The organism is Pantoea sp. Mhis (assembly GCF_009830015.1).
Window position 1 is genome coordinate 149656 of record NZ_SZZX01000002.1, and the last position, 9576, is coordinate 159231.

The 9576-nt window shown below is 28.7% G+C and carries 8 protein-coding genes; 7 read left to right on the forward strand and 1 reads right to left on the reverse strand.

Annotation, left to right across the window (positions count from 1 at the left end; genetic code table 11):
- Positions 1-542 precede the first annotated feature (542 nt).
- The 7 genes from thrS (at position 543) to ihfA (ending at position 7677) form a co-directional block, all read left to right on the forward strand.
- The gene (thrS, locus tag FD727_RS01445) at positions 543-2471 is read left to right on the forward strand and encodes a threonine--tRNA ligase (RefSeq protein ID WP_159938386.1); all 1929 of its coding nucleotides are present in this window, start codon (positions 543-545) and stop codon (positions 2469-2471) included.
- Positions 2472-2474: 3 nt separating this feature from the next.
- Positions 2475-3014: a translation initiation factor IF-3 gene (infC, locus tag FD727_RS01450; protein WP_159938403.1), complete on the forward strand. Its 540-nt coding sequence runs from the start codon at positions 2475-2477 to the stop codon at positions 3012-3014.
- A 48-nt stretch (positions 3015-3062) separates the two neighbouring features.
- On the forward strand, positions 3063-3260 hold the full coding sequence (rpmI, locus tag FD727_RS01455) for a 50S ribosomal protein L35 (protein WP_159938387.1): 198 nt from the start codon (positions 3063-3065) through the stop codon (positions 3258-3260).
- 70 nt (positions 3261-3330) lie between these two features.
- Entirely contained in the window at positions 3331-3687 is a 357-nt protein-coding gene (rplT, locus tag FD727_RS01460) for a 50S ribosomal protein L20 (protein ID WP_159938388.1), read from the forward strand.
- 291 nt (positions 3688-3978) lie between these two features.
- Positions 3979-4962 (forward strand): phenylalanine--tRNA ligase subunit alpha, encoded by a 984-nt coding sequence (gene pheS, locus FD727_RS01465; RefSeq protein ID WP_159938389.1) that lies wholly within the window; start codon positions 3979-3981, stop codon positions 4960-4962.
- Positions 4963-4982: 20 nt separating this feature from the next.
- Positions 4983-7367: a phenylalanine--tRNA ligase subunit beta gene (gene pheT, locus FD727_RS01470; protein ID WP_159938390.1), complete on the forward strand. Its 2385-nt coding sequence runs from the start codon at positions 4983-4985 to the stop codon at positions 7365-7367.
- 4 nt (positions 7368-7371) lie between these two features.
- Positions 7372-7677: an integration host factor subunit alpha gene (gene ihfA / locus FD727_RS01475; protein WP_159938391.1), complete on the forward strand. Its 306-nt coding sequence runs from the start codon at positions 7372-7374 to the stop codon at positions 7675-7677.
- Between the two features lie 411 nt (positions 7678-8088).
- Here ihfA and ydiK read toward each other — a convergent pair whose 3' ends face one another.
- Positions 8089-9192 (reverse strand): AI-2E family transporter YdiK, encoded by a 1104-nt coding sequence (gene ydiK / locus FD727_RS01480; protein ID WP_159938392.1) that lies wholly within the window; start codon positions 9190-9192, stop codon positions 8089-8091.
- Positions 9193-9576 lie beyond the last annotated feature (384 nt).

The following is a 9576-nucleotide window of genomic DNA, read 5'->3' on the forward strand; positions in this document are numbered from 1 at the left end:
ATCTAAATTAGTATATATTACTATATTAAATAAAATATATTATTTAATATAGTAATTATTTTTCTATTTTTTAAACATATAACAATTAATAAATATAACTAAATATATTTAGTTTGAATGCTTTATAAAAGCATTAATAATTAATATAATATTAACTGTTTTATGTATTAAATATATAAAATTAAGATTTTAGCTAAAAGCTAAGCGGTAACACAATTCTCTGAATAAATTACTTAATTTCTATATAAATAAATTTAATATATAAATAATAAAAATATTAATTTTAAAAGATAAAGATAACTAATAAATAATATTACATTACTATTTAAGTATAAATTTAATATTTATCTGTAATCTATTATATTACTTAATATCCTTTCTTATAAAGGATATGATGATTATCAATATTTATAATGTTTTGAATTCTCCTATACTAAAGAAATATTCTGACTAAACGTGCATTGTTTGGTAAAGTTTAATTATTTATATACTCTATATGCATAAAATATTTTTTATAGTTCTAGACTGAAATTGAGGATAAAATGCCGGTAATTACTTTAAATAGTGGCAGTTGTTACAGTTTTGATCGTCCTGTCAGTATAATGGATATTGCCGCACATATCAGTTTAGATTTAGCAAAATCGTGTATTGCAGGACGTATACAAAATCAAATAATCGATGCTAAAGATTTGATTAGTGAAAATGTACAAGTTGATATTATTACTTTGAAAGATGATGATTGTTTAGCTATTATCCGCAATTCTTGTATCCATTTATTAGGTCATGCAATCAAACAGTTATGGCCTACAGCTAAAATTGCAGGTGGTAAAGTAATCGATAATAATTTTTATTATGATATAGATTTAGACCACATGTTAATTCAAAAAGATCTTCAAGAATTAGAAAAGCAAATGCATCAATTAGTAATGACTAATTATGAAATTATTAAAAAAAAGGTAAGTATACAAGAAGCTTATAATATATTTGCATTACGAAATGAAAGTTATATAATTAATATAATTAATAGAATTGTCAATCAATCTACGTATATTGAATTATATTTTCAAGAACAATACGTTGATATTTCTTATGGTCCACAGGTTCCCAATATAGGTTTTTGTCGATATTTTAAGTTACAAAGTATTGGTGGAGCCTATTGGTGTAATAAAAATAATAATAAAATGTTACAACGGATTTATGGTACAGCCTGGCAGTCTAAAAAACAATTAAATAATTATTTACAATCTTTAGAAGAGTCAGCAAAACGAGACCATCGTAAACTTGCTAAGGAGCTTGATTTATACCATATTCAAGAAGAATCTCCTGGCATGGTATTTTGGCATAATAACGGTTGGATTATATTTCGTGAGCTAGAATTATTTGTTCGTAAAAAATTAAGAGAATACGATTATCAAGAGGTAAAAACTCCATTGATGATGGATCGTCTTCTATGGGAAAAAACAGGTCATTGGGAACATTATAAAGAAGCAATGTTCATGACATTTTCAGAAAATCGTGAATATTGCATTAAACCTATGAATTGTCCTGCTCATGTTCAAATTTTTAATAAGCATATGAAATCTTATCGTGATTTACCTTTACGTATAGCAGAGTTCGGAAGTTGTCATCGTAATGAACCCTCAGGCTCTTTGCATGGTTTAATGCGTGTACGAGGATTTACTCAAGATGATGCGCATATTTTTTGTACTGAAGAACAAGTTCAAGAAGAAGTCAGTTCTTGTATTCATATGGCTTACGACATATATGGTACTTTTGGTTTTAAAAAAATTGCAGTTAAACTTTCAACACGTCCAGAAAAACGTATTGGAAATGATGAAATATGGAATCAAGCTGAAATAGATTTAGCTAACGCTTTAAAAGCAAATGCTATTTTTTTTGAGTACCAATTAGGAGAAGGAGCATTTTATGGACCTAAAATTGAATTTATTTTATATGATTGTCTAAATAGAGCTTGGCAATGTGGGACAATTCAGTTAGATTTTTCATTATCAAAAAATTTAAATGTTAGTTATATAAACAAAAATAACGAACGTCAAACTCCGGTGATAATTCACCGTGCTATTTTAGGTTCCATGGAACGTTTTATTGGCATTTTAATAGAAGAATTTACTGGTTTTTTGCCTACCTGGATAGCACCTATACAGGTTGTTATAATAAATATTACTTCTGCTCAAGTAGAATATGTGAATAATTTAACAAAAAAATTGCAAAATTTAGATGTTCGTGTTAAAGCAGACTTGAGAAATGAAAAAATAGGATTTAAAATTCGTGAGCATACATTATATCGTGTACCTTATATGCTGATATGCGGTGATGAAGAGGTAAGAACAAGTAAAGTTAGTGTGCGCACACACCATGGTAAAGAATTTAAAAATATGGACCTAAATGTGTTTATTAATAAATTGCAAGAAGAAATTCGCAGTCGACAATTATATCAAATGGAGGGATAAAATATTAAAGCCGGAAAACGAATACCATTGATACGTCCTAATCGTATCAATAGCGAAATTCGTGCTACTGAAGTGCGTTTAACTGGCATTAGAGGAGAACAAATTGGAATTGTTTCATTGCGTGAGGCTATTGAAAAAGCTAAAGAAGCAGAGGTAGATTTAGTTGAAATTAGCCCAAATGCAGAACCTCCGGTATGTCGTATTATGGATTACGGAAAATTTCTTTATGAAAAAAGTAAAACTTCTAAAGAACAAAAGAAAAAACAAAAAATAATTCAAATCAAGGAAATAAAATTTCGTCCTAGTACTGACGAAGGTGATTATCAGGTTAAGTTACGCAGTTTGATTCGTTTTTTAGAAGAAGGTGATAAAACTAAGATTACTTTACGCTTCCGTGGTCGTGAATTAGTTCATCAACAAATTGGAATAGAGGTACTAAATCGTGTAAAAAATGATTTAAATGAATTAGCTATAGTTGAATCTTTTCCAACAAAAATTGAAGGTAGACAAATGACTATGGTACTTGCTCCTAAAAAAAAATAGTATTTACACGGTAAACTTTAAATTGTGATTTTTTCTATGGTTATAGAAATGCTAAAAATAAAAAATATAAAAAGCGTAACTAAACGTTTTAAAAAAACTTCTTCTGGAAACTTAAAATTTAAACATGCAAATCTACGTCATATTTTAACTAAAAAATCAAGCAAACATAAACGTTTTTTACGTAAAAAAAGCATGTTATCTAAAGGAGATTTACATCTAATGATGACATGTATTCCTTACATGTAGAATTTAAAAATACTAATGTATATTGTAATTATATATTGATTGATGTAATCAATAAAAAGGATACTTAATAATGGTTCGCATCAAACGAGGTGTTATTGCTCGTGCACATCATAAAAAAATTTTAAAACGTGCTAAAGGTTATTATGGTGCCCGTTCTCGTGTATATCGCGTAGCTTTTCAAGCTATTATAAAAGCTGGTCAATATGCTTATCGTGACCGTCGAGTACGTAAACGTCAATTCCGACAATTATGGATTGCACGTATTAACGCAGCTGCACGACAAAATGGTATATCGTATAGTACGTTTATTAACGGCTTGAAAAAAAGTTGTATTAGCATTGACCGTAAAATATTAGCTGATATTGCTGTATTTGATGAAATTGCATTTACTGCTCTTGCTGAAAAAGCAAAAACAATTTGTGTATAAAACCTTATAAAATTTATGTTTATATTTAAAATGTATTAGTTTTCAATAAAGAAAAATAAATAAATAAACTATTGTACATTTAAATTATAGTTATTTTATTAAATTTAAACTTAAATAAATATTTGTTTTTGCCTATCGCTATCTTTGTAATTCAAAGTTTACTTATCGGAAGTGTTATATACATATAATTTTAAATGTCAAGACAGCCAAAATTATATTTAAATTTTATAAAGATTTTTGTTTATAGCAACTAATATTTAGTTTCACTAGCACAAAAGAGGAGAGGAAACTATGTCTCAACTAGTAGGCTTAGTATCTGATGCTAAGGCTGCTATTGATGAGGCAAAAGATATCAACTCACTGGAAGCTTTACGCATTAAATTTTTAGGTAAAAAAGGACATTTAACATTACAAATGAAAATGGTACATAAATTACCTTCTGAAGAACGTCCTAAAATTGGTGCAATAATTAATACAGCTAAACAACAAATACAAAATTATATTAATTCTCGTAAATATGAATTAGAGAATACTGAACTAAATGCAAGATTATCTAAAGAAACTATTGATATTTCATTACCTGGGCGTCGTATCGAGAATGGTTGTCTGCACCCAATTACTCGTACTATTGATCGCATTGAAACATTTTTTATCGAATTAGGGTTTAATATAGTTTGTGGTCCAGAAATTGAAGATAATTATCATAATTTTGATGCATTAAATATTCCAAAATATCATCCAGCACGAACTAAACATGACACGTTTTGGTTTGACACTAATCGTTTGTTACGTACACAAATGTCTAGTGTACAAATTCGTACGATGAAACATCAATCTCCACCTATTCGTATTATTGCATCAGGTCGTGTATATAGAAATGACTATGATCAAACTCACTCTCCTATGTTTCATCAAATGGAGGGGTTATTTATTGATAAATATATCAATTTTTCTAATCTTAAATGGATATTATATGATTTATTAAATACTTTTTTTGAGAAAAATGTGCAAATTCGTTTTCGTTCATCTTATTTTCCTTTTACTGAACCTTCCGCTGAAGTTGATATTTTAGATCAAAATGAACAATGGTTAGAAGTGCTTGGATGTGGCATGGTTCATCCAACAGTATTACATAATGTTGGAATAGATTCGGAGATATATTCTGGTTTTGCCTTTGGAATAGGCATAGAGCGTCTTACAATGTTGCGTTATAGTATAAATGATCTACGTGTTCTTTTTGAAAATGATCTACGTTTCTTAAGACAATTTAAATAAATAAACAACAGGACCATTCCATGAAGTTTAGTGAATACTGGTTGCGTGAATGGGTTAATCCAGCATTTTTGGATAGAAATGAGTTATTAAATCAAATCACTATGGCTGGATTAGAGGTTGTTGATGTTAAACCAGTTGCTGACATGTTTCATGGTGTTGTGGTTGGTCAAATTATTCAATGTTCACCACATTCAAAGATTGATAAAGTATACTCTAATATCATTAATATTGGCAATGAACGTCTTTTAAAAATTAATTGTAGTGCTCCAAATTGTAAAAAAGGTTTAAAAGTTGTAGTAGCTCCTTTAGATACGGTATTTTTCAAAAAATTTAATATTAAATTACATAATGAAATATCTGAAGGTATGCTTTGCTCATTTTCTGAATTAGGCATTTTAAACTATCATATTTCTAATATTATTGAGTTACCAGATGATGCTCCGATTGGAGCAAATATACGAAACTATTTAAATCTAGACGATAACAGTATTGAAATTAGTATTCCATATAATCGTCCTGATTGTCTGAGTATTATTGGGATAGCACGTGATGTGGCAGTATTAAATAATTTATCACTAAAAACATCATTAGTTGAATTAGTAAAAGCTACAATTCATGATACTATTTCAATTCATGTTAATGATACTAATGCTTGTCCACGCTATTTAGGTCGTATAATAAAACATATTAATGTTAACACTAAAACGCCATTATGGATTTGTGAAAAGCTACGTCGATGTGGTGATCTTTCTACTAATCCAATATTGAATATTATTAATTATGTTTTGTTAGAATTTGGTCAGCCAATTCATGTTTTTGATCTTGATCAAATTAACGGCGGTATTACAGTACGTATGGCAAAAGAAACTGAGAAGATTACGTTAGTTGATAATACAGAAATCGCACTTAATAGTGATACATTAATAGTAGCCGATCGTAATAAAGTGTTATCAATAGGAGGTATTCTTGTTGGAAAAGATTCATATATAAGCCATACCACGCAGAATATACTATTAGAATCTGCTTTTTTTAATCCATTATCGATTATAGGTTGTTCACGTTGTTATGGATTATATACCAATTCATCACAACGTTATGAACGTGGTGTAGATAGTGAACTGCAATATAAAGCAATGGAGCGCGTCACTAATTTATTACTAAATATTTGTGGAGGGAAAGCTGGTCCAATAATAGATAAAACAGATATACAGAGTTTACCACAACGTATTGTAATTACATTACGTCGTGAAAAATTAAATAACCTAATTGGTTGCAATATTACAGACAAGATAATAATGACTATTTTGGTTGGCCTTGGGTGTGATATAAATGTAGGTATTGATCAATGGAAAGTTACAGTACCAAGTTGGCGCTTCGATTTAAAAATTGAAGAAGATTTAATTGAAGAAATTATTCGTATTTATGGATACGATAAGATTCCTGCTACTCCAATTAAAGCTAATTTGATAATGACACAACATCTTGAAACTAATTTATCATTAAAAAGGGTAAAAAATTTATTGGTAGATAAAGGATATCAAGAGGCTATTACTTATAGTTTTGTTGATCCTAAAATACAAAAATTATTGCATTTTAACGCAAAAGCATTGATTCTACCAAATCCAATTTCTAATAATATGTCTGTAATGCGTTTATCGTTATGGACTGGTTTATTAAATGCTGTAGTGTATAACTATAAACGCCAACAAGGTTGTATACGTTTATTTGAAACTGGATTGCGTTTTACACCTAATGTGCAAGCAGAATTTGGTATTAGTCAAGATTTTGTAATATCTGGTATAATGAGTGGTAATTGCTATGAAGAACATTGGGATTTAACATTTAGACCTGTTGATTTCTATGATTTAAAAGGTGACTTAGAATCATTGTTGAGTTTAACTGGTCAATTAGAAAGTTTTGTCTTCCGTGCAAAGCAACATCCAGCTTTACATCCAGGACAGAGTGCTGCTATTTATTTGTACGACGAATGTATTGGGTTCATAGGCACAATTCATCCAAGACTAGCACATGAATTAAATATTAACAGACATACAATAATGTTTGAATTACTTTGGAATAAGATATCAAACCGGATTTTACCCAGAGCATGTGAGGTTTCACGATTTCCATCGAATCGGCGTGATATTGCTGTAGTTGTTGATGAAAATGTAGCTGCAGCTGATATTATTTTAGAATGCAAAAAAATTGCGAAAGATCAGTTAGTTGATATAAAATTATTTGATATATATCGCGGTAAGAGTATATGTAAAGGTAATAAAAGTTTTGCAATTAGCTTGATATTACAAGATAACAAACGGACACTTGAAGAAAAGGAAATTGTCGCAATAGTTAATAATTGTATTGTGGCATTGAAAGAGCGATTCCAGGCAACCTTGAGGAATTGAACCTATGGCGCTTACAAAAGCTGAACTGTCAGAATATATATTTGAAAAACTCAAATTAAGCAAACGTGACGCTAAAGAGTTAGTAGAGCTTTTTTTTGAGGAAGTACGTCGTGCATTGGAAAATGGAGAACAAGTAAAACTTTCTGGATTTGGTAATTTTGATTTAAGAGATAAAAATCAACGCCCAGGTCGTAATCCAAAAACAGGAGAAGATATTCCAATTACTGCTCGACGTGTGGTAACATTTAGACCAGGACAAAAGTTAAAAAGTCGTGTAGAGCATATATCGCTTAACCAACAAGATCATTGATAGTTTATAATAGTATGCAGCTCTTGTATTATTAATTTATGTATTATATTATTACTAATTTTATTAATGTTTTAAGAATGTATTGAATATAATCAAGGTTATCAATAACTAGGTTGTAACAAATATATTATTGTGAATTTTACTATGCAATAATATTAAGGATATATGCTAATGTTTTATTAATTACGAAGTTAGTATCTGTGTCTATTTGTATTTTGACATGAATGATAGATGATGATATATATTACATCTATTTTTTATATATTCTTATATTTGATATTTTTGCTTTATTTAACGACAATAAATAAGTAGTACTTAATACAATCCTTCCTCGGGAAGGATTGTATCTCCTAGTATTTATACATTAACTTATTCTAATAAATATATTCTTAAAATATAAAATTCAAATATCTATTCATGATGTTTAATTAATTCTTTAATAACTGTTTCTATATTATTCTCAGGAATGGGTACTTCATGTATCCATACAGATATTAGACGATAAGATAATGCTAATACTACTGGGCCGATAAATAAACCAATCATACCAAATGCAATTAATCCCCCAATGACACCAGAAAGAATTAACATACTTGGTAAATCAGCTCCTATTTTAATTAGCATAGGACGTAATATGTTATCTAATGTGCCTACTATACAGCTCCAAATGAGTAGCACAGTACCCCAAGTTGTACTACCAGTCCAATATAGCCAAATTACTATCGGTATTAATACTACTAATGGTCCTAATTGTATTAAGCAAGTTAAAATTATTAACATGGTAAGTAATGGGACATATGGTATACCTGAGATAGCTAACCCAACACCACTAAGTATTCCTTCAATTAAGGCAGTAACTACAACACCAAGTGCTATAGCACGAATTGCTTGACCAGCTAATAATACTGTTGCATCAGCGCATCGTCCTCCTATGCGAAACGCAAAATGACGAATAATATATCCAACATTCTCACCTCGCCAATAAAGAAGTACACTAAATAATAACATAAGAATAAGATGAACCATAAATCGACCAAAATGTCCAGCTTGTGCAACAAAAAATCCTGTGGTACGACCTATATAAGGCTGTAATTGTTGCACTATTGGGGCTCCACCGCCATTTATTAATTTTTTATAACTAAAATATAATTTTTTTCCTAGTATTGGTATATCATTTAGCCAATTTAATTGTGGAAATACAAGATGACCTTGATTTAGCCAAACAAGTGCAGGGCCAGTATTATCAATTAAACTACTTACTAACAATGCAACGGGAATAATAAATAATAACAGTATTAGTATAGTCATAGTTACTATAGCTAGAATCCGTTTACCCCATAAGATATTTTGTAATCGCATTATAATAGGCCAAGTAGCAATGACTACTATACTTGCCCATGTAAAACTTAGTATAAATGGTTGAATTACCCATAAACAGGCAATTATCATTATTAAAATAAATATTAGTGAAAATAGCAGCTGTGGTAAATCTATACTACATTGCAAATTTTTCATAATAATTATATTTAACCTCGATATGATTTTTATCGTTTTATGATTAATCATAATTAATATACAGATATTTGTTAATACTTGAATTAAAATTAAAATATTTATTTTTTAATAAAAAGTTAAAGCACAATAGTTAAATTATAGTATTAAGTAAAAATTACTATATAGATATTTAAATGTTTTATAATAAGATAAATCTAATATATTTATTTTATTATTTATGTATTGGTCTTAGTTTAATTTAGTATCTATTATGATCAGTGTATTACATCTATAACTAAGAATAAAAATAATATTTTAATAGTTAAAAACTTTCATCAATAAAACAGAAATAAAATTTAATAAATTAATTATAATTAATTTATTAAATTTAAATTTAAATGAATT